This is a genomic window from Pseudomonas sp. CROZ-RG-20F-R04-15, assembly GCF_022662375.1.
GTDB lineage: Bacteria > Pseudomonadota > Gammaproteobacteria > Pseudomonadales > Pseudomonadaceae > Aquipseudomonas.
Window position 1 is genome coordinate 85,109 of sequence record NZ_JAKNQL010000016.1, and the last position, 20,186, is coordinate 105,294.

Sequence of the window (20,186 nt, forward strand, 5' to 3'; positions counted from 1 at the left end):
CGCGAAGGGGCCAGAACGGACAACGCAGCTCTGAAAGGCCCACAAACAAAAACGCCCCGACCTAGGTCGGGGCGTTTTCATGTGCAGCTATCGCTTAGCGCGGGAACGCTGGCGGGTTTACACCGGCCATGTCTTCCATCACGCGGATAACCTGGCAGCTGTAACCGAACTCGTTGTCGTACCAGACGTACAGAACAACGCGGTTGTCCTGAACGATGGTCGCTTCAGCGTCGACCACACCGGCGTGGCGCGAGCCAACGAAGTCAGTCGAAACCACTTCCTGCGAGTTGACGAAGTCGATTTGCTTGTGCAGATCGGAGTGCAACGCCATGTAGCGCAGGTACTCGTTCATCTCTTCACGGGTGGCGGCTTTCTCAAGGTTGAGGTTGAGAATGGCCATCGACACGTTCGGCGTCGGAACACGGATCGCGTTACCGGTCAGCTTGCCGGCCAGCTCAGGCAGGGCCTTGGCAGCAGCGGTGGCAGCACCGGTCTCGGTGATTACCATGTTCAGCGCGGCGCTACGACCACGGCGATCGCCTTTGTGGAAGTTGTCGATCAGGTTCTGGTCGTTGGTGTACGAGTGAACGGTTTCGACGTGACCGTTGATGATGCCGAACTTGTCATTCACAGCTTTCAGCACCGGCACGATGGCGTTGGTGGTGCAGGAAGCGGCAGAGACAATCTTGTCATCAGCGGTGATTTCACCGTGGTTGATGCCGTGAACGATGTTCTTCAGCTTGCCTTTGCCAGGCGCGGTCAGAACAACGCGGTCGATACCCGGGCACTGCAAGTGCTGGCCCAGGCCATCAGCGTCACGCCATACACCGGTGTTGTCCACCAGCAGCGCGTCTTTGATGCCGTACTGGGTGTAATCCACTTCAGTCGGGTTCTTCGCGTAGATCACCTGGATCAGGTTACCGTTGGCGGTGATGGTGTTGTTTTCTTCGTCGATGGTAATGGTGCCGTTGAACGAACCGTGTACCGAATCGCGACGCAGCAGGCTGGCGCGTTTGGTCAGGTCGTTTTCGGCGCCTTTGCGCACGACGATGGCACGCAGACGCAGGCCGTCGCCACCACCGGTTTTTTCGATCAGGATGCGCGCCAGCAGACGGCCGATACGACCGAAGCCGTACAGCACAACGTCGGTGCCTTTACGTGCGGAAGCGTTTTGCTGGCCAACCACGTCAGCCATTTCTTCACGCACGAACTGCTCGGCGCTGCGGCCATTGCCTTCGTTGCGGAATTTGAACGCCAACTTGCCCAGATCTACCGAAGCCGCGCCGAGCTTGAGCTCGCTCATGGCTTTGAGCAGCGGGAATGTTTCGTGGACGGAGAGTTCGCTGTCGTCGGAAGAACGGTGGCGCGCAAAGCGGTGAGCTTTGAGAATCGCGATGACAGACTGGTTGATCAGGCTGCGGCCATAGATCGAGCTCACCACGTTGTTATTGCGGTAGAGCTGACCGATAAGCGGAATCATCGCTTCTGCGAGTGCTTCACGGTCGATCCATTCACCAAGACACTGGTCGGGCTTCTGAGTCACGGTAACCTTCCACATGTAGGGGCAGAAAAAAGGGGCTACATTATGCCGCCGACAACCTCATTCAGCAATGCGCGCTTGTCGCGAAATCGGTAACAAAATCCCTTTCAAAAAAATCACGCCTCGCGCCAGCCCAGTAAATACGCGGCCTCCAGCGCTGTCAATTTTTCGTCGACTGTTAGACGATGTCTGTAACCCTCCGTAACACCACCCGGTTTCGGCACTACATAACTGCAAAAAAACAGCTCGTTTTTATGGTTACCACTACATTTCGCCGAAACTGCGAAGATAGACGTAGTCTGCAACTGACAGGCGGCACCGGACGCCGCTACAATTACCGACTTTGTCGCAAAGCCTGGAGCTCAACCTTCCGTGCCCGTTCTGCGTCTACCGCTACTCCCTGCCGAGGCAGGTAAACAGCACTGGGGCAATTTGCCCGGTGCTGCCCTCAGTCTGGCGATTGCCGAGGCTGCCAGCGCTGCCAAGCGCTTCACGCTGCTACTGACCGCCGACAGCCAGAGTGCTGAACGACTGGAACAGGAGCTGAGTTTCTTCGCCCCGGATTTGCCCGTTCTGCATTTCCCCGACTGGGAAACCCTGCCCTACGACCTGTTCTCGCCGCACCAGGACATCATTTCCCAGCGCATTGCCAGCTTATACAGGCTGCCGGAACTGGCGCACGGTGTACTGGTGGTGCCGATCACCACGGCGCTGCACCGCCTGGCGCCGACCAAATTCCTACTCGGCAGCAGCCTGGTGCTGGATGTCGGCCAGAAGCTCGATGTCGAACAGATGCGCTCACGGCTCGAAGCCAGCGGCTATCGCTACGTCGACACAGTTTATGAACACGGCGAGTTCACCGTACGCGGCGCACTGATCGACCTGTTCCCGATGGGCAGCAAACTGCCCTATCGGATCGACCTGTTCGACGACGAAATCGAAACCCTGCGCACCTTCGATCCGGAAAACCAGCGTTCCATCGACAAGGTCGATTCGGTCAAGCTGCTGCCGGCCCGCGAGTTTCCGCTGCAAAAAGACGCAGTCACCCGTTTCAAGGCGCGCTTCCGCGAGCGTTTCGATGTCGACTTCCGGCGCTGCCCGATCTTTCAGGATCTGAGCAGCGGGATTACCCCGGCCGGTATCGAGTACTACCTGCCGCTGTTCTTCGACGAAACCTCGACCCTGTTCGATTACCTGCCGCAAGACACGCAAGTGTTCTCGCTGCCTGGCATCGAGCAAGCGGCGGAAAACTTCTGGAACGATGTGCGCAATCGCTATGAAGAGCGCCGCGTCGACCCATCGCGTCCTTTATTGCCACCCGCGGAACTGTTCCTGCCGGTGGAAGATTGTTTCGCTCGCCTGAAGAGCTGGCCACGTGTGGTTGCCAGTCAACAGGACGTGGAAACCGGCGTCGGCCGCGAGCGCTTCCCTGCGCAGGCTCTGCCGAATCTGGCGATCGAAGCCAAAGCCACGCAACCGCTGGCGGCACTGTCGGCATTTCTCGATGAATTCCCCGGCCGCGTGCTGTTCACCGCTGAATCCGCCGGCCGTCGCGAAGTCCTGCTGGAGTTGCTTGAGCGCCTGAAGCTGCGACCGAAAACCGTCGACAGCTGGCCGGACTTCGTCGCGAGCAAGGATCGCCTGGCGATCACCATTGCCCCGCTCGACGAAGGTCTGATGCTGGATGACCCGGCACTGGCGCTGGTCGCGGAAAGCCCGCTGTTCGGCCAGCGCGTGATGCAGCGTCGTCGTCGCGAGAAACGTGCCGACGGCAACAACGATGCAGTGATCAAAAACCTCACCGAGCTGCGCGAGGGCGCCCCGGTGGTGCACATCGATCATGGTGTCGGCCGCTATCTGGGCCTGACGATTCTGGAAATCGACAATCAGGCGGCCGAATTCCTCACCCTCGAATACGCCGAGAACGCCAAACTCTATGTGCCGGTGGCCAACCTGCATTTGATCGCCCGCTACACCGGCAGCGACGATGCGCTGGCCCCGCTGCACCGCCTCGGCTCCGAGGTTTGGCAGAAAGCCAAACGCAAAGCCGCCGAGCAGGTGCGCGATGTTGCCGCTGAATTGCTCGACATCTATGCCCGCCGCGCCGCTCGCGAAGGCTATGCATTCGCCGACCCGAAAGCCGATTACGCGACGTTCAGCGCCGGTTTCCCGTTCGAAGAAACCCCGGATCAGCAATCGACCATCGAAGCCGTGCGCGAAGACATGCTCGCACCGAAACCAATGGATCGACTGGTCTGTGGCGACGTCGGTTTCGGCAAGACTGAAGTGGCCATGCGTGCGGCGTTCATCGCCGTGCACGGTGGTCGTCAGGTGGCGATTCTGGTGCCAACCACCCTGCTCGCCCAGCAGCATTACAACAGCTTCCGCGACCGCTTCGCCGACTGGCCGGTAACCGTGGAAGTGATGAGCCGCTTCAAATCGGCCAAGGAAGTCAACGCGGCGATCGCCGATCTGGCCGAAGGCAAGATCGACATCGTCATCGGCACGCACAAGCTGCTGTCCGACGACGTCAAAATCAAAAACCTCGGGCTAGTGATCATCGACGAAGAGCACCGTTTTGGTGTCCGTCAAAAAGAACAGCTCAAGGCCCTGCGCAGTGAAGTCGACATTCTCACGCTGACCGCCACGCCAATTCCGCGCACGCTGAACATGGCGGTGTCGGGCATGCGCGATCTGTCGATCATCGCCACGCCGCCGGCGCGACGCCTGTCGGTGCGCACCTTCGTCATGGAGCAGAACAAGAGCACGGTCAAAGAGGCCTTGCTCCGCGAACTGCTGCGCGGCGGTCAGGTGTACTACCTGCACAACGATGTGAAAACCATCGAGAAGTGCGCCGCCGATCTCGCCGAACTGGTGCCGGAAGCGCGTATCGGTATCGGTCACGGGCAAATGCGCGAGCGCGAACTCGAACAGGTGATGAGCGACTTTTATCACAAGCGCTTCAACGTGCTGATCGCCTCGACCATCATCGAGACCGGCATCGATGTGCCGAGCGCCAACACCATCATCATCGAGCGCGCCGACAAGTTCGGCCTGGCGCAACTGCACCAGTTGCGCGGTCGCGTTGGCCGTAGTCACCACCAGGCTTACGCTTACCTGCTGACGCCGCCGCGCCAGCAAATCACTTCGGACGCGGAAAAGCGTTTGGAGGCGATCGCCAACACTCAGGATCTCGGTGCCGGTTTCGTGCTGGCGACCAACGACCTGGAAATCCGTGGCGCCGGCGAACTGCTTGGCGATGGCCAAAGCGGACAGATTCAGGCCGTGGGCTTCACGTTGTATATGGAGATGCTGGAACGCGCGGTGAAGTCGATCCGCAAGGGCGAGCAACCGAACCTCGATCAACCGCTGGGCGGTGGCCCGGAGGTCAATCTGCGCGTGCCGGCGCTGATACCGGAAGACTATCTGCCGGATGTTCACGCACGCCTGATCCTGTACAAACGCATCGCGTCGGCCACCGACGAGGAAGGCCTCAAGGATCTGCAAGTCGAAATGATCGACCGTTTCGGCTTGTTGCCGGAACCGACGAAGAATCTGGTGCGCATCACGGCGTTGAAATTGCAGGCTGAGCAACTGGGTATCAAGAAGGTCGATGGCGGGCCGCAAGGTGGGCGCATCGAGTTCGAAGCGCAAACACCGGTCGACCCGATGACGCTGATCAAACTGATCCAGAGCCAGCCAAAACGCTACAAATTCGAAGGCGCGACGATGTTCAAGTTCCAGGTGCCGATGGAACGCCCGGAAGAGCGCTTTAATACTGTAGAGGCGCTGTTTGAGCGCCTCCTCCCGAAATCTGTTTGAAGGACGCCCAATGCGCCTGTTTCGTTCGCTGACTTTGCTACTGACCTTCGTAGCACCTATGGCGTTTGCCGATGACCTGTATCAGGTCGAAATGATTCTGGTGCGCCAGAACGCTGTGCCGGCCATCGTCAGCCGTGCCGCGCCGGAAGACTGGGCCGCTGGCGCTCAGCGCCTGGGCGATGACAGCAAACGCACACCTGCGCTGAATGACGTGGTGACCAAACTCACCGCCAGTGGCGACTACACAGTCCTGATGCACAAAGCCTGGCAGCAAACCCTCGGCGAAGCACCGGCGAAAGTCGCGGTCAGCGACGGCCAGGAGCAGTTCGGCCAATTCCCGATTGAGGGCACGCTGGAAATGAAACTGGGGCGTTTCACCGATGTGAACGCCGATTTCTGGGTCAATCAGATCGACGCCAATGGCCTGGTCACTGCCAGCGAGCGCCTGAAACAGGACAGCCACACCAAGAACGGCCAGCTCAACTACCTCGACAACGGCCATCTGGCCCTGCTGATCAAGATCACTTCCCTGACCGCGCCTGCGCCACGGGAAGCGCCTGAAGCGATTCCGGACTGATCGAAGTCCTTATGAACCCGCCGCTGAGCAAACCGTTGGCGCCCTCCTGGGTCAGCCGATTCAAGGAACAGAGCCTGGAGCGTGGCCGCCGCTACGCCGTGGAAAACCGGGTACGTATCGCCCAGGTCGGCGATGCAACGATTACCGCCAGTTGCGAAGGCTCTGGCGGTAACGTTTACCGTCAGACGATTCATCTGCGCGAGTCAGCCAAAGGCACTTTGTTGCTGGTGGACGCTGGCTGCACCTGCCCGGTGCGCAGCAACTGCAAACACTGCGCCGCTGTTTTGCTGAAAGTGCAGGAAACCCTCGACTACCCCGCTGCTGCCAAAGACGCCGAGCTGTTGGAGAAACTTCAAGCCGTGCTGGAAAACCGTGGCCCGAAAGCGCCGCCGCAAGTGCTGGTCGATAATGTTCAGCCGATGCCGCGCCTGTGGCTGGCCAGCGTCGAGTTCAGCGCTTTCGAACCGCGTAACGGCAAAATGCAGCGCTATATTCAGCACCGCGCGGCGTTGTCGTTCAGTTATCTGGATGAGTACGTCAGCGGGCAGAAGCACAGCGACATCCTGATCCGTCAGGAAACCCAGACGCTGCGGATAAAACGTCACCCAGAAGTCGAACAGTCCTACCGCGAACAGTTAAGAATCCTCGGCTTTCGCATCGCCACGCGGCAGAGCAAAGCGCTGCCGGAAAGCGCTGGCGAACTGTATGAGATGGTCAATGACAGCGCTTGGCTGACCTTCACCCTCAACGACCTGCCGAAGCTGCGCAGCCAAGGCTGGGAACTGCAGATCGACGAGGAGTTCGGCTTTGATCTGACCGCCGTGGATGACTGGTACGCCACGGTCGAACAGGCGCCGGAGCGCGACTGGTTTGATCTGGAACTGGGCATCATCGTCAACGGTGAGCGCCTGAGCCTGCTGCCGATCCTGCTCAACCTGATGCGCTCGCACGCAGAAATCCTCAATCCGGAACGTCTTGCGCGCCGTCGCGATGACGAGCTGATTCTGGTGAATATTCCGCAGCGCAACAGCGAGCACGGACCGTTGCAGGTAGCGCTGCCGCTGGGCCGATTGAAGCCGGTGTTGATGACGCTCGGCGAGTTCTATCTGCAGGAACCGGGCGAAACCACCCTGCGCTTGAGCAAGGCGGATGCCACACGCCTCAATTCGCTGGAAGGCCTGCCGCTGCTGTGGGAGGGCGGCGAGCAGATCCGCACGTTCGCGCAACGCCTGCGCGACATTCGTGATTTCAGCGCTGAAGCGCCGCAAGGTCTGAACGCGACACTGCGTCCTTATCAGCTTGAGGGCTTGAGCTGGATGCAATCACTGCGGCAACTGGAGGTTGGCGGGATTCTCGCGGATGACATGGGGCTGGGTAAAACCCTACAGACCCTGGCGCATATTCTCAGCGAGAAAAACGCTGGGCGCCTCGATCGACCGTGCATGGTGGTGATGCCGACCAGTCTGATTCCGAACTGGCTGGATGAGGCGGCGCACTTCACGCCGCAACTGAAGGTGGTCGCGCTGTACGGTGCCACGCGCAAGAAGCACTTCGACAATCTGGGCGATTTTGACCTGATCCTCACCACCTACGCGCTGCTGCCCAAGGATGTCGAACGCCTGGCCAAGCAGCCGTTGCATGTGTTGGTGCTGGATGAGGCGCAATACATCAAAAATCCGAACAGCAAAGCCGCTCAAGCCGCGCGCGAGCTTAATGCACGCCAGCGCCTGTGCCTGAGCGGAACGCCGCTGGAAAACCACTTGGGCGAGCTGTGGTCGCTGTTTCACTTCCTGCTGCCCGGCTGGCTCGGCGACGTCAAAAGCTTCAACGCCGATTACCGTGTACCGATTGAAAAGCGCGGCAGTGAAGTCAGACTTCAGCACCTGAACGGTCGGATAAAACCATTCTTGCTGCGGCGCACCAAGGAACAGGTCGCCACGGAACTGCCACCAAAAACCGAGATCATCCACTGGGTCGATCTCAACGAAGCGCAGCGCGACGTGTACGAAACCATGCGCCTGGCGATGGACAAGAAAGTCCGCGACGAGATCACCCGCAAAGGCGTGGCGCGAAGTCAGATCATCATTCTTGAGGCGCTGCTCAAACTGCGTCAGGTTTGCTGCGATCTGCGCCTGGTCAACGACGTCACCCCACCCGCTCGCGGCAGCACCTCGGGCAAGCTCGACAGCCTGATGGAAATGCTTGAGGAATTGTTCGAAGAAGGACGGCGGATTCTGCTGTTCTCGCAGTTCACCTCGATGCTGTCGTTGATCGAGGAAGATCTGAAAAAACGCAACGTGTCCTACGCGCTACTGACCGGCCAGACCCGTGATCGGCGCACGCCGGTGAAGGAATTCCAGAGCGGCAAGCGTCAGATTTTTCTCATCAGCCTGAAGGCTGGTGGCGTCGGCTTGAACCTGACTGAGGCGGATACGGTGATTCACTACGATCCGTGGTGGAACCCGGCAACCGAGAATCAGGCGACCGACCGCGCGTATCGAATCGGCCAGGAGAAACCGGTGTTCGTCTACAAGATGATTGCCCGGGGCACGGTGGAAGAGAAGATTCAGCACCTGCAGAAGGAAAAATCCGACTTGGCGGCCGGCGTGCTGGATGGGCGCAAGGCCGGGGACTGGAAGTTGCAGAGTGATGATATTGAAGCGTTGTTTGCGCCGTTGCCGGACAAGCTCGATAAGCGTTGAGACCTTTTTCGCCTGTTAAATAGCTTTCGCGAGCAGGCTCGCTCCCACACTGGATCTGTGGCATTCACCAATCCAGTGTTCACAAGGATCTTGTGAATCCCACAAATCTAATGTGGGAGCGAGCCTGCTCGCGAATGGCTCACCTCGGTCTAACGGTTAAAACCCAGGCTCAATCCTTGGAAACCGGCAATGGTGCAAACAGCGCCTCAATGTCAGTCTGCTCCAGCTTCCAGCCACCTGTCGTCCCGCCTTCAAGCACCGCCCCGGCCAACGCTGCTTTCTCCTGCTGCAACGCCTGTATTTTTTCCTCTACTGTGCCGCGAGCGATCAGCTTGTAAACGAACACCGGGTTGTTTTGCCCGATTCGATACGCACGATCGGTTGCCTGATTCTCCACCGCCGGGTTCCACCAAGGGTCAAAGTGGATCACCGTGTCCGCAGCGGTCAGGTTCAAACCGGTACCACCCGCCTTGAGACTGATCAGAAACAACGGCACCTTGCCACCCTGAAAATCCTTTACCGGCGTGCGTCGATCCGTGGTTTCACCGGTCAGCAGCGAATAGGCAATGTCACGTTGCTGCAACTCTTGCTCGATCAACGCGAGCATCGAGGTGAACTGCGAAAACAACAGGATCCGACGACCTTCGCCGAGCAGCTCTTCAAGCATCTCCATCAGGCTGACCAGCTTGCCACTGCCGGAGCGCAGCGCCTTTGCTGTCATCGGCATCTTGATCAGGCGCAAGTCGCAACAGACCTGCCGCAGCTTGAGCAAGGCATCGAGAATGATGATCTGACTGCGCGCCACACCACTGCGGGCAATTTCGTCGCGGACTTTCTTGTCCATCGCCACGCGAACCGTTTCATAGACATCGCGCTGGCCGTCGCTGAGATCCACCCAATGGACAATTTCGGTTTTCGGTGGCAACTCGGTGGCGACCTGGTCCTTTTTGCGGCGCAGCAAAAACGGCTTGATGCGCGCTGTCAGGTGCTGCATGCGCTGAACATTGCCGTGCTTCTCGATTGGCGTGCGGTAATCGCGATTGAAGGACTTGCTGTCGCCGAGCCAACCGGGCATGAGGAAATGAAACTGCGACCACAGCTCGCCCAAGTGGTTTTCCAATGGCGTGCCGCTCAGGCACAAGCGCTGGCGGGCCTGCAAGTCGCGTGCGGCCTGCGCGGCTTTGCTGAGCGGGTTCTTGATGTTCTGCGCTTCGTCGAGAATCAGCACGCTCCACGTCTGTGGCTGCAAGGTCTCCAGATCCCTCGGCAGCAACGCGTAAGTGGTCAGCACCAGATCGTACTCGGCCAGATTAGCGAAATCCTTTTGCCGCCCCGTGCCGTGCAGCGCCAATACTTTCAACTGGGGGGTAAAACGCTCGGCCTCGTCGAGCCAGTTGGGAATCAGGCTGGTCGGCATCACCGCCAGAGCCGGACAATCAAGGCGACCGGCGTGTTTTTCCGTGAGCAGATGCGCCAAGGTCTGCAGTGTTTTGCCCAGCCCCATGTCATCGCCCAGAATGCCGCCGACCTCAAGCTCGCGCAGGGTCTGCATCCAGTTCAGGCCTTCGAGCTGATAGGGGCGCAGTTGCGCGTTAAGGCCGGCCGGCGCAACGACCTGGGTGTGAATGGAATTCTGCAAGCGCTTGGCGAAGGTGCGTAGCCGCTCTCCCCCCTGCCAATCCAGCGGCACGCCATCGAGCATACTCAAGCGCGCGGCATCCGGGACACTCAAGCGCAGTGCATCGCCCTGATGACCGCCCAGGTACAACTCGCCCAGCGTGGCCATCAGCGGTTTGACACGACTCAGCGGCAGCGCGACCTTGGCGCCTGAAGGGTCGCCAAAACCGCTGGGCTTGAGTTCGATCAGGAGTTTTTCGTCATCGCCGCGTTGAGCCAGATCGACCGGGTCAAGCAAGCGCGGCTGCGTGCGCAACAAGTGCAGAAGGATCGGCAGCAAGCTGTAGCGCTGGCCATTGACGACGATACCCAACTGCAAATCAAACCACTGATGCCCAGCCTCTTCTTCGACCTCGGCGTACCAATGCTCAACCGGTTGCACATTGAAATGAAAGCCGGGACTCATCTCCACTTCCCAGTTCGAGGCGCGCAACGTGGCAAGCCCTTCGTGCATAAACCCGAGCCAGGCGGAATCATCCGGCAACGTGAACATCTCGCCGGGACGATCCAGCGAGCTCTTGCGCGTGGCTTTCTTGAAGCCGAGCTTTTGCAGGATCTGGCGCAGTTTCTTTTCCACCGCAGGCTGGCGTTGAATGCGCTGGGTTTCGGTGCCGTCGAGGATCATCACTTCCGGATTGCGATCCACCGTCGGCTGGCCGTTGTAGGTAAACACCAGGGCGGCGCGATGCTCAAGAATGTATTCCCAGCGCGAGCGCTCCCGACCGCTGACGAGGGTGAGTTGCGGCTGCGGAAGTACGTCGTCGATGATTCGTTCGGTCAGTTGGTGGGGCGGCGGGATTCTCGTCGCGGCGCTCATGCGATGGCTGAACTGCATGGCCTGACGCGCCGGAATGTCCGGCGCCAGCGTCAAATGGCTGGCCAGTTTTTCTTCCAGTTCATTGAACAGAGGGCCAATCTGCCGCTGTTCACGATCCAGGTAATAAAGCGGCTCCAGCGCCAGCACGGTTTCTTGCGCCGCCTCGGCACTGCTCCACTGCGCGCGGAACCCGCCGTCGGCCTGCTCGGCCCAGGCGAACTGGCCGATGCGTTTCGCGCCCGACACCAACGGGCGCAGATCCTCGAAATCGAGGAACAGCCGCGAGGTGCGCAGGAGCATGTCCAGCAGTTCGGCGCCGCTGCTGCCTTCCAGCGGATAGCCGCTGTAATAGGCGTGATGGGAGTGCATGGCAACCAGCAGCCTGGCGACGCGCAGATCCAGCTCGGACAGGTAGCCGGGCTGACGCATGAGCATTTCTGCCAGCGAGTACATCGGTTTGACTTCGCGTAACTCGCCGCTCTTGAGCTGGGAAACCTTGAAAATATCAAGCAGCCACTTGCCGCTCACTGACGTTGGCTTGAGCTTGTAAAACAGGCGCGTGCCTGCGGTTTGCGCGCCTTCTTCGGCGGGCTTGGCCGGCACCGGAATTGTCGAAAGCCAATGTTCAAGCGCCCGACCCAACGGGGTCTGTGCCTCACTTTCGGACGCTTCATGATCACTGCCCTGCAGGTGATAGAGCACCGCAGCGCAGTGTTTGCAGTCGATGGAGACAGGACAGGTGCACAGGCAACGCAAGTTGACGGAACCCAGCCGATCTTCGGACAGGTAAATGGTTTGTTCATACGCTCGATCTTCTGAACCGACGCAGAACGCCTCGATCTTTCTGTCATCGATCTCGATGATCTCTACCCGATCTTCGGCGGCATAAGCACGGGCCTTGGACAGCGCGCTGCCAGTGAATGCCCGGGTCCAGGCCAACGACTTAAGCCGTTCGATGAAAATGCTCATGGGCAGTCCTTAGCTGGCCAACACCCGCGCCAACGTCGACTTCACCTTACCCATGCCGTCATGCAGCGCCTGCTCGATCTCGGCCATGGTGATCACTTCGGTGGTCTTGCCCGCTGCCGGGTTCACTACCAGCGCCAGACAGGCGTAATCCAGATCCAGTTCCCGGGCCAGCGCCGCTTCCGGCATGCCGGTCATGCCGACGATGTCGCAGCCATCGCGCTCCAGCCGCACGATCTCGGCAACCGTTTCAAGGCGCGGGCCCTGGGTGCAGGCGTACACGCCTTGCTCGCTGTATTCGCAACCCTCGGCAGCCACAGCGGCGATCAATTGCTGACGCAGCGGCTCGCTGTAGGGAAAGCTGAAGTCGATGTGGGTGACGTGCTCCAGATCATCGGCGAAATAGGTGTGCTCGCGACCGCTGGTGTAGTCGACGATCTGATGTGGCACGCAGAAATGACCAGTGCCCATTGCCGGGTGAATCCCGCCGACAGCATTTACCGCGATGATCGCTTCGGCGCCGGCCTGCTTCAGCGCCCACAGGTTGGCGCGGTAGTTGACCTTGTGCGGCGGAAAGCGATGCGGGTGGCCGTGACGAGCGAGGAACAGCACTTCCTTGCCGGCGTATTCGCCAATTTGCACGTCGGCCGATGGCGCGCCGTAAGGCGTGTCGACTGCCAGCGACTGGCGAATGGTCAAGCCTTCGAGCTGGGTCAGGCCGGTGCCACCGATGATTGCGTAAACGGTCATAGCGAAAAATCCTTAATCGATCAGTTGAGCGTCTTTGAGCGCGCCGATGGCGGTGAGCCAGCGCGGATCCTGGCGATATTCGGTGCTGGCAATGGCCTGACCGCGCATGCGCGCAATTCGCGCGGAGGGCTTGACCTTCATCCGTTGCGCGGCGCTCAGGGCAAGTTCGGCAGCGGCGCGGTCGTTGCACACCAGGCCCATGTCGCAGCCGGCAGTGAGCGCAGCTTCGATGCGGCTGGCGGCGTCGCCGACCACGTGGGCGCCGGCCATCGACAGGTCGTCGCTGAAGATCACGCCGTCAAACTGCAACTCGCCACGCAGGATGTCCTGCAACCAGCGACGGGAGAAACCGGCTGGCTGCGAATCCACCTGCGGATAGATGACGTGCGCTGGCATGATCGCGGCCAGTTGTTTACTGAGTCTGGCGAACGGTACGAGGTCGTTGGCGCGGATCTCGTCGAGGCTGCGCTCGTCGTTGGGGATCGCGACATGGGAATCCGCTTCTGCCCAGCCGTGGCCAGGGAAGTGTTTGCCGGTGGCCGCCATGCCGGCGCTGTTCATGCCGCGAATGAACGCTCCGGCGAGCAGTGCCGCGCGCTCGGGATCACCTTCGAACGAACGGGTGCCAACCACGGCGCTGCGCTGGTAATCCAGATCGAGCACCGGGGCGAAGCTCAGGTCGAGCCCGACCGCGAGTACTTCGGTGGCCATGATCCAGCCGCATTGCTCGGCGAGGTATTCGGCATTCGGGTTATCGGCGATGGCACGCATGGCCGGCAGACGCACAAAGCCCTGACGCAGGCGCTGCACGCGACCGCCCTCTTGATCCACCGCCAGCAGCAGATCCGGACGAATCGCCCGAATCGCCGCGCTGAGCTCACGCACTTGGCGCGGATGCTCGATGTTGCGCGCGAAAATGATCAGGCCGCCCACTTCGGGCTGACGCAACAATTGGCGATCTTCGGCCGTCAGCCAGGTACCGGCGACGTCCACCATCAACGAGCCTTGCAGGCCAGCAGTCATAGAGATTCCTTGAAAACGAAAAACCCGATCCGCAGCAAATCGCTACCGTGAGCAATGCTCGGCAGGTCGGCAATTTCTATGAGGATCGGGTTCAAAACGAGAGTCGGCATGGGCGGCTAGCTTAGCGGATACAAGCTGCCGCGCCCACCCGTGCGCGGTTAAACCTTGGCGGCGACCGGCGTTGATTTGCTGCGTGGACGCAGTTGTGCAGTGGCCATTGCCGCGTCGGTGACACCGGTTTCGGCACGCATGCCTGCTGCGAGGAACGGCACCATCAGGCGCATGACTTGCTCGATGGAGGTATTGACGCCGAAATCGGTCTCGGCGATCGCGCGCAAAGCCTTGATGCCGGACATGCTGAACGCGGCAGCACCGAGCATGAAGTGCACGCGCCAGAACAGCTCGATCGGCGGAATGCGTGGCGCAGCTTCGTTGACCAGCAACATGTAGCGACGGAACACCTTGCCGTACATGTCTTCCAGATAACGACGCAAGTGGCCCTGGCTCTGGCTGAACGCGAGGCCGAGCAAACGCATGAAGATCGACAGGTCGTTGCCGCTGCGTGGCTGAACCACGAGGGCTTGCTCGACGAGGATTTCCAAAAGCTCTTCAAGAGTCGGCTTGTTTTCAGGCTTGGCCTGACGGCGCTCCAGCTCTTTATCGAGACTGATGCAGAACGGCCCGAGGAAGCGCGAAAAAACCGCCTGGATCAGGGCTTTTTTCGAGCCGAAATGATAGTTCACCGCTGCCAGGTTGACGCCAGCCTTGCTGGTGATCAAACGCAATGAGGTTTCAGCGAAACCTTTCTCCGCGAACAACTGCTCGGCAGCATCAAGAATGCGTTCAACGGTTTCCGACTGGGCCATGGCTACTCCGCCTGACAAACACTTGTTTGAAACATACGTTTCAGCCTGTGCCTTGTCAAGCCTGCCAGTTCGTTTTGGGAATGGTCGGTCAGCTATTTAACCACACAAGCCCGGCGCTTTTATAAGCAGCACTGCCGACCGTCCGGCGGCAGGCAAAAAAACGGGCATTGCCAAGACCGTTTCACTGTATATAATCCCAGTCACTGTATAGAAAGACAGAGCGATCAATATGCTAAAGCTGACGCCACGCCAAGCCGAGATTCTGGCCTTTATCAAACGTTGCCTCGAAGACAACGGTTATCCGCCAACCCGTGCGGAAATCGCTCAGGAACTGGGTTTCAAGTCACCGAACGCGGCTGAAGAACATCTCAAGGCGCTGGCCCGAAAAGGCGCCATCGAGATGACCCCTGGCGCTTCTCGCGGTATTCGCATTCCGGGTTTCGAAGCCAAAGCCGACGACTCTACCCTGCCGATCATTGGCCGGGTCGCTGCCGGCGCGCCAATCCTCGCCCAACAGCACATCGAAGAATCCTGCAACATCAATCCAACCTTCTTTCACCCTCGTGCCGACTATCTGTTGCGTGTACACGGCATGAGCATGAAGGACATCGGTATTTTCGACGGCGACCTTCTCGCCGTGCACACCACTCGCGAAGCACGTAATGGTCAGGTTGTCGTCGCTCGCATCGGCGACGAAGTGACGGTCAAACGCTTCAAGCGTGAAGGCAGCAAGGTCTGGCTGATTGCCGAAAACCCCGAGTTCGCCCCTATCGAAGTCGACCTGAAAGATCAGGAACTGGTGATCGAAGGTTTGAGTGTCGGCGTAATCCGCCGCTAAAAGGAGGCTTTATGCAGTTCCCACACACACCTCAGCAAACACAACTGCCTTTATTCGAAGCGTTTCTGGCGCAACCGATGGCGCCGACCCTCAAAGAGGTCGTCGAGCGCCCATGGAATGCCGAACCCGAAGTATTCAGTGAGCTGTCACTGCGTGGTGCGGCCGGGAACTGCCTGAGCCTGCTCGCCCCGATCCTTCGCGAACTCAGTGAAGATCAGGACGCGCGCTGGCTGACACTGATTGCACCGCCTGCCAGCCTTACCCAAACCTGGCTGCGGGATGCCGGCCTGAACCGCGAACGCATTCTTCTGCTGCAACCACGGGGCACGCAAAGCGCTCAGCAACTGGCATGCGAAGCTCTAAGATTGGGTCGCAGTCACACCGTCGTCACCTGGCTCAACCCGCTGAACGCGAACGCGCGGCAACAACTGATCAGCGCCGCACGCACAGGCGATGCTCAGAGTCTGAACATTCGTTTAGGTTGATTGTTGGCAATACGCGCTGTGTGAAGCGCAGGGCTTCTCCAAGGACAGAGAAGCCGATCTGAAGCGGTAACGTCTAAAAGAAAAAAGACGGGGATCAATGAAGAACCCGCGGCCCCTCTTCCTTATCGAACTCGCCTTCGACCATACGTCCGGCCATCTGCACGCCGACGCTTAACATCGCCTTGGCGATTTCCACATGCTGACCTTGCAGGAACGCCTTGGCATCCTCGGAGAAATCCAGCGTCACCAGAGAACCTTCGTCCTCGGCCCTGCGCAGCTCGATTCGGCCGTCTGGTAACTCGACAATTTCTAGAAAGGACGTTGGCATATAGGTCTGTTCTCCACGAAAGGCAGGGATTATATAGACATCATTCAGGCTTCGCTCGGGATCTTGACCAGCAGCATGTTTCAGATTGCCACCGTGTCAATTGTCCTCAGCACTCGTTCAAGCCTTCGCGGAAACGAATGGCCAAGCCTTTCAGATTCTGCCGCCAGCTCTCCAGCTCCTCTCGACTCAACTCTTCTGGCGCTTCTTCCTCATCCAGATTGATCGCTTGAATCAACGGCTGTGTTACATCTCCCTTGGGTTTGTGCGGCACCCGTGGCGGTTGAAACAGTGCCGAATGCGCAGCCAGCAATTTAGCCAGCCATGTCTCGGAGTTACCCGCTAGCTCAACCATCTCAGCCAGCTCAGGGATAGCAATCGACTCCAGGACTTCACGCGTTAACAGCATCTCTGCCCGTGGCGCATTCGCCTGCGGCAGACGATAGAAGCCAGCGATCTCATGACAAAGGCCCAGCAAGGCACCGTAGAGATGGAACAAAGCCGATTCACGACCAGCCTGAATCAGCGCCAGAGAGTTCATCGCCCGGCCTTCTTCAGCGCGAGCCAGAGCTTCCAGCGACAGGCCGGCGAAATAGATCTTCTGATTGGTACGGGTATAGAGTTCGTGAGCCATGACGGCGCTCTCCACAACGAAATAATTGCTTCACACAGGCCGGACAGTGTCATGGATCAGCCGATCCCACCGCAAGCAGAAAACAAAAAGGCCGCATGAAAACCCGAGGGTGTTCATGCGGCCTTTTGCAGTGACGGACTAACGTTTACTCAGCCTTGGCCTTCGTGCGCTTGTCTTCAACCGTCCACTTGCCGCCGTCGTAGTAGGCCTTCCATCCGGTAGGCTTGCCGTCGACTTCGGTCTGCACGTATTGCTCCTTGGTCTTGCGGCTGTAGCGAATCACCGCTGGCAGACCGTCAGGGTCCTTCTGTGGCGCTTCGCACAGGAAGTGGTACTTCGGATCGATCTCATCCTTGTGCGGCAGAATCTCGATCACCAGCGGAGCACGGGTCTCACGGTTTTTCGGGAACTGACTGGCCGCCAGGAACAGACCAGACGCACCGTCACGCAGGATATAGGTGTCGTTGACCTTTTCGCATTTCAGCTCAGGCATCTTCACCGGATCCATCTTCGGCGGCGCCGCGTCACCGCTCTTCAGCAGTTTGCGGGTGTTCTTGCAGGTCGGATTGGTGCAACCGAAGAACTTGCCAAAACGGCCGGTCTTGAGCTGCATCTCGCTGCCACACTTGTCGCATTCAAGGCTCGGACCTTCATAGCCCTTGATGCGATAGCTGCCTTCTTCGATTTCGTAGCCCGCGCAATCCGGGTTGTTACCGCAGATGTGCAGCTTGCGCTTCTCATCGAGCAGGTAAGCGTCCATCGCCGTGCTGCAGATCGGGCAGCGATGCTTGCCACGCAATACCAGCGATTCCGACTCGCCCTCGTCGTCCGCAGCGATTTCGTCGCCCGGCACCAGGTTGACGGTGGCCTTGCAGCGCTCTTTCGGCGGCAGGCTGTAGCCCGAGCAACCGAGGAACACGCCGGTCGACGCCGTACGAATCTGCATCGGACGACCACAGGTCGTGCACGGAATATCGGTCATCACCGGCTGGTTGGCACGCATGCCGCTGTCCGGATTCTCCGCCACTTCAAGCTTCTTCTTGAAGTCACCGTAGAACTCATCCAGCACGTTTTTCCAGTCGCGCTCGCCTTGAGCCACGTCATCGAGATTCTCTTCCATGCCGGCGGTGAAGCCGTAGTCCATGAGATTGGAGAAGCTTTCCGACAGACGCTCGGTGACGATGTCGCCCATCTTTTCCGAGTAGAAACGACGGTTGTGCAGGGTCACGTAGCCACGATCCTGAATGGTCGAAATGATCGCAGCGTAAGTCGAAGGACGACCGATGCCACGTTTTTCCATTTCTTTAACCAGGCTGGCTTCCGAGTAACGCGCCGGCGGCTTGGTGAAGTGCTGGGACGGATCGAGCTTGATCAGCTTCATCACGTCGCCCTGCGCCATATCAGGCAGAACGTCGTCATCGCCCGGCTTGGCAATTTGTGGCATGACTCGGGTATAACCGTCGAACTTGAGGATACGGCCCTTGGCGCGCAGCTCGAAGTCGCCAGCGCCTACGCTGACGGTGGTCGACAGATATTGTGCCGGGAGCATCTGGCAAGCGAGGAACTGGCGCCAGATCAGCTCGTAGAGACGCTCAGCGTCACGCTCCATGCCCGTCAGCTTGCTCGGAATGGTGTTGGCGTCGGACGGACGAATCGCTTCGTGAGCCTCTTGTGCGCCTTCCTTGCTGCTGTAGACATTTGGCGTTTCCGGCAGGTACTTCTTGCCGAACTCGTCTTCAATGTAAGTGCGCGCCATCGCCACGGCGTCAGCCGAGAGGTTGGTCGAGTCGGTACGCATATAAGTGATATAGCCGGCTTCGTACAGACGCTGGGCCATCATCATGGTTTTCTTCACGCCGAAGCCCAGGCGGTTGCTCGCAGCCTGTTGCAAAGTGGACGTGATGAACGGCGCCGACGGCTTGCTGCTGGTCGGCTTGTCTTCGCGCTTGACGATGCTGTAGCTGGAAGACTTGAGCTTCTCCAGCGCGGCCATGGCCTGCGCTTCGTTAAGCGGCTTGAAGGCTTCGCCTTTCTCGCGAGCCACTTCGAAACGCACGGTCGAGCCTTTGGCGGTGCCGAGATCGGCATGCACTTCCCAGTACTCTTCCGGGTTGAACGCACGAATTTCGCGCTCACGCTCAACCACCAGCTTCACGGCTACCGATTGCACACGACCGGCGGACAAGCCACGGGCGATCTTCGCCCACAGCAGCGGCGAGACCATGTAACCCACAACGCGGTCGAGGAAACGACGCGCCTGTTGAGCGTTGACACGATCAATGTCCAGCTCGCCCGGCTGGGAAAAGGCTTCCTGAATCGCCTTCTTGGTAATTTCGTTGAACACCACGCGCTTGTAACGGCTGTCGTCACCGCCGATGGCTTCGCGCAGGTGCCAGGCAATGGCTTCCCCCTCGCGATCCAAGTCGGTTGCGAGATAGATGGTGTCAGCATCTTTGGCGAGCCGGCGCAGCTCTTCGATGACCTTCTCTTTACCCGGGAGGATCTCGTACTTGGCTTTCCAGCCATGATCGGGATCGACCCCCATACGCGAGACCAGCTGCTTGCGCGCTTTCTCTTTCGGCGAGAGCACCGGACCTTCGCCCGCAGCAGCCTTGCCGCGCTTGGCGGCTGGCTCTTTGCTGGCGCTAGCCGAACCGCTGGTGGGCAGGTCTCGGATATGGCCGATACTCGACTTCACCACGTATTGGTTACCCAGATACTTGTTGATGGTCTTGGCCTTAGCCGGGGATTCCACAATGACCAGCGATTTGCCCATGGATCAGAAAATTCCTGAATTCTAGAAGTGAAAGGCGGTTGGCGCCTGACGCGGCACCGCTATATATAGTTGATACAAGGTGAGGTCAAGCACAGGGTTCTGTGCGCACTCGCCTTATGCCTTGGAAAAAAGGCTTGGTTCGGCTTGCACCAAAGCAAAGCGTGGCACCTGCTCGCCGTCAACCTCGACTGACTCGAGAAACATGCTCAGAGGGCGCACCCAAAAGCCGTAATCGCCATACAGGGCTTGGTAAAAGACCACTTCTTCTTCGGTTTCGGAATGCCGCGCAACACTGAATACGCGGTACTGCGGACCTTTGTAATGTTGGTAGAGCCCAGGTTGTATCGGCATGTGTTGGCCCTCACTCAAATTTTTTCAAAATAAAAAC

Annotated in this window: 14 protein-coding genes; 5 read left to right on the forward strand and 9 right to left on the reverse strand. The window is 59.1% G+C overall.

The features are described 5' to 3' along the window. Window positions 1–94: 94 nt before the first annotated feature. Window positions 95–1,558 (reverse strand): glyceraldehyde-3-phosphate dehydrogenase, encoded by a 1,464-nt coding sequence (locus tag L8H52_RS21310; RefSeq protein WP_034156430.1) that lies wholly within the window; start codon window positions 1,556–1,558, stop codon window positions 95–97. 354 nt (window positions 1,559–1,912) lie between these two features. Between L8H52_RS21310 and mfd the strand changes: the two genes are divergently transcribed. The 3 genes from mfd to L8H52_RS21325 are packed head-to-tail and all read left to right on the forward strand — an operon-like array spanning window position 1,913 to window position 8,641. After that, entirely contained in the window at window positions 1,913–5,362 is a 3,450-nt protein-coding gene (gene mfd, locus L8H52_RS21315; protein WP_242208616.1) for a transcription-repair coupling factor, read from the forward strand. A gap of 10 nt (window positions 5,363–5,372) precedes the next feature. Continuing rightward, on the forward strand, window positions 5,373–5,939 hold the full coding sequence (locus L8H52_RS21320) for a CsiV family protein (protein WP_242208617.1): 567 nt from the start codon (window positions 5,373–5,375) through the stop codon (window positions 5,937–5,939). A gap of 11 nt (window positions 5,940–5,950) precedes the next feature. Further along, window positions 5,951–8,641, forward strand: coding sequence for a DEAD/DEAH box helicase (locus L8H52_RS21325; RefSeq protein ID WP_242208618.1), 2,691 nt, complete (start codon window positions 5,951–5,953; stop codon window positions 8,639–8,641). A gap of 169 nt (window positions 8,642–8,810) precedes the next feature. Here L8H52_RS21325 and L8H52_RS21330 read toward each other — a convergent pair whose 3' ends face one another. The 4 genes from L8H52_RS21330 to L8H52_RS21345 all read right to left on the reverse strand — a co-directional run bounded on the left by L8H52_RS21330 (window position 8,811) and on the right by L8H52_RS21345 (window position 14,740). Then, the gene (locus L8H52_RS21330; protein WP_242208619.1) at window positions 8,811–12,104 is read right to left on the reverse strand and encodes a DEAD/DEAH box helicase; all 3,294 of its coding nucleotides are present in this window, start codon (window positions 12,102–12,104) and stop codon (window positions 8,811–8,813) included. A 9-nt stretch (window positions 12,105–12,113) separates the two neighbouring features. After that, the gene (locus L8H52_RS21335) at window positions 12,114–12,851 is read right to left on the reverse strand and encodes an S-methyl-5'-thioinosine phosphorylase (protein ID WP_242208620.1); all 738 of its coding nucleotides are present in this window, start codon (window positions 12,849–12,851) and stop codon (window positions 12,114–12,116) included. Between the two features lie 12 nt (window positions 12,852–12,863). After that, window positions 12,864–13,874, reverse strand: coding sequence for a beta-N-acetylhexosaminidase (gene nagZ / locus L8H52_RS21340; RefSeq protein WP_242208621.1), 1,011 nt, complete (start codon window positions 13,872–13,874; stop codon window positions 12,864–12,866). A 158-nt stretch (window positions 13,875–14,032) separates the two neighbouring features. Further along, window positions 14,033–14,740 carry a TetR/AcrR family transcriptional regulator gene (locus L8H52_RS21345; RefSeq protein ID WP_007910473.1) on the reverse strand — a complete coding sequence of 236 codons (708 nt, stop codon included), beginning with the start codon at window positions 14,738–14,740 and terminating at the stop codon, window positions 14,033–14,035. Between the two features lie 229 nt (window positions 14,741–14,969). On the opposite strand from L8H52_RS21345, the gene lexA reads away from it, so the two are divergent. Both lexA and sulA read left to right on the forward strand, forming a co-directional pair. Beyond that, the gene (gene lexA, locus L8H52_RS21350) at window positions 14,970–15,578 is read left to right on the forward strand and encodes a transcriptional repressor LexA (protein ID WP_016775490.1); all 609 of its coding nucleotides are present in this window, start codon (window positions 14,970–14,972) and stop codon (window positions 15,576–15,578) included. An 11-nt stretch (window positions 15,579–15,589) separates the two neighbouring features. Beyond that, window positions 15,590–16,063 carry an SOS-induced cell division inhibitor SulA gene (gene sulA / locus L8H52_RS21355; protein WP_242208622.1) on the forward strand — a complete coding sequence of 158 codons (474 nt, stop codon included), beginning with the start codon at window positions 15,590–15,592 and terminating at the stop codon, window positions 16,061–16,063. 94 nt (window positions 16,064–16,157) lie between these two features. On the opposite strand, the gene L8H52_RS21360 is transcribed toward sulA, so the two are convergent. The 4 genes from L8H52_RS21360 to L8H52_RS21375 form a co-directional block, all read right to left on the reverse strand. After that, complete coding sequence (locus L8H52_RS21360) at window positions 16,158–16,391, reverse strand: hypothetical protein (protein ID WP_003226592.1); 234 nt, start codon at window positions 16,389–16,391, stop codon at window positions 16,158–16,160. Between the two features lie 106 nt (window positions 16,392–16,497). Continuing rightward, window positions 16,498–17,022, reverse strand: coding sequence for a DUF6586 family protein (locus L8H52_RS21365; protein WP_007910470.1), 525 nt, complete (start codon window positions 17,020–17,022; stop codon window positions 16,498–16,500). A gap of 145 nt (window positions 17,023–17,167) precedes the next feature. Next, entirely contained in the window at window positions 17,168–19,798 is a 2,631-nt protein-coding gene (topA, locus tag L8H52_RS21370; protein ID WP_242208623.1) for a type I DNA topoisomerase, read from the reverse strand. A gap of 114 nt (window positions 19,799–19,912) precedes the next feature. Continuing rightward, window positions 19,913–20,149, reverse strand: a complete 237-nt coding sequence (locus L8H52_RS21375) for a DUF1653 domain-containing protein (RefSeq protein WP_007910467.1) — start codon at window positions 20,147–20,149, stop codon at window positions 19,913–19,915. Between the last annotated feature and the right edge of the window lie 37 nt (window positions 20,150–20,186).

Bases quoted from the DNA above. Each gene is read 5' to 3' on its own strand.
- L8H52_RS21330 (WP_242208619.1), bottom strand. From the start codon at position 12,104: ATGAGCATTTTCATCGAACGGCTTAAGTCGTTGGCCTGGACCCGGGCA.
- L8H52_RS21345 (WP_007910473.1), bottom strand. From the start codon at position 14,740: ATGGCCCAGTCGGAAACCGTTGAACGCATTCTTGATGCTGCCGAGCAG.
- sulA (WP_242208622.1), top strand. From the start codon at position 15,590: ATGCAGTTCCCACACACACCTCAGCAAACACAACTGCCTTTATTCGAA.
- L8H52_RS21325 (WP_242208618.1), top strand. From the start codon at position 5,951: ATGAACCCGCCGCTGAGCAAACCGTTGGCGCCCTCCTGGGTCAGCCGA.
- topA (WP_242208623.1), bottom strand. From the start codon at position 19,798: ATGGGCAAATCGCTGGTCATTGTGGAATCCCCGGCTAAGGCCAAGACC.
- L8H52_RS21310 (WP_034156430.1), bottom strand. From the start codon at position 1,558: ATGTGGAAGGTTACCGTGACTCAGAAGCCCGACCAGTGTCTTGGTGAA.
- L8H52_RS21320 (WP_242208617.1), top strand. From the start codon at position 5,373: ATGCGCCTGTTTCGTTCGCTGACTTTGCTACTGACCTTCGTAGCACCT.
- nagZ (WP_242208621.1), bottom strand. From the start codon at position 13,874: ATGACTGCTGGCCTGCAAGGCTCGTTGATGGTGGACGTCGCCGGTACC.
- L8H52_RS21335 (WP_242208620.1), bottom strand. From the start codon at position 12,851: ATGACCGTTTACGCAATCATCGGTGGCACCGGCCTGACCCAGCTCGAA.
- lexA (WP_016775490.1), top strand. From the start codon at position 14,970: ATGCTAAAGCTGACGCCACGCCAAGCCGAGATTCTGGCCTTTATCAAA.
- L8H52_RS21375 (WP_007910467.1), bottom strand. From the start codon at position 20,149: ATGCCGATACAACCTGGGCTCTACCAACATTACAAAGGTCCGCAGTAC.
- L8H52_RS21360 (WP_003226592.1), bottom strand. From the start codon at position 16,391: ATGCCAACGTCCTTTCTAGAAATTGTCGAGTTACCAGACGGCCGAATC.
- L8H52_RS21365 (WP_007910470.1), bottom strand. From the start codon at position 17,022: ATGGCTCACGAACTCTATACCCGTACCAATCAGAAGATCTATTTCGCC.